Source organism: Bartonella sp. AP58NXGY, assembly GCF_042195785.1.
Classification (GTDB): Bacteria; Pseudomonadota; Alphaproteobacteria; order Rhizobiales; family Rhizobiaceae; genus Bartonella.
The window spans coordinates 331-819 of sequence record NZ_JBHIOY010000096.1 but is presented as its reverse complement, the minus strand read 5'-3'; the positions used below and the strand labels follow the sequence as shown (position 1 = coordinate 819).

Here is a 489-nt window from a genome sequence, read left to right as displayed (position 1 = left end):
ACCATCGCTGGCGCTACAGACATAGACAATACTGCATCTGTAGAAGGCGTGGTTAAAAAATCAGAAAATGAAAGCGTCTCACTCATTTGTGGGGAAGATTGTTCTTTCTGAACTGGACGTAACACCATCTGATCGGCTGAAGAATGAGAAGATGTTGAAACAGCACCCTGTCGCTTTTCATCAGAAAGAGGATGGGGGCTTGATGGAGGTAACTCTACACGAGTCTGATTTTCTTGAGAAGAAGATACCGAAACATGAGAGACATTCTGCGTTTCTCTTAAATGACGTGGAGGACGTGGCTTGGGGTGCTCTTTTTTAGGTGGACGACGATCAGTATTTTTTCCTCCAGAAGAAGCCCCTTGACCAGACTGCTTACCACTCCTCATAGACAATGCAAGAGGAACCTTCGCTTTCTTATTCACACACTGTCCCTCAGTATTCGAACTTCCCCTATCTTCAGAAGCTCTAGATAAATACCAAATTGTAGAA

General features: G+C 44.2%; 1 pseudogene. It reads right to left on the bottom strand.

What is annotated here, in order from left to right:
• Positions 1-422, bottom strand: a pseudogene (locus ACFINC_RS09705) (autotransporter outer membrane beta-barrel domain-containing protein); the annotation flags it as partial.
• Positions 423-489: the final 67 nt, after the last annotated feature.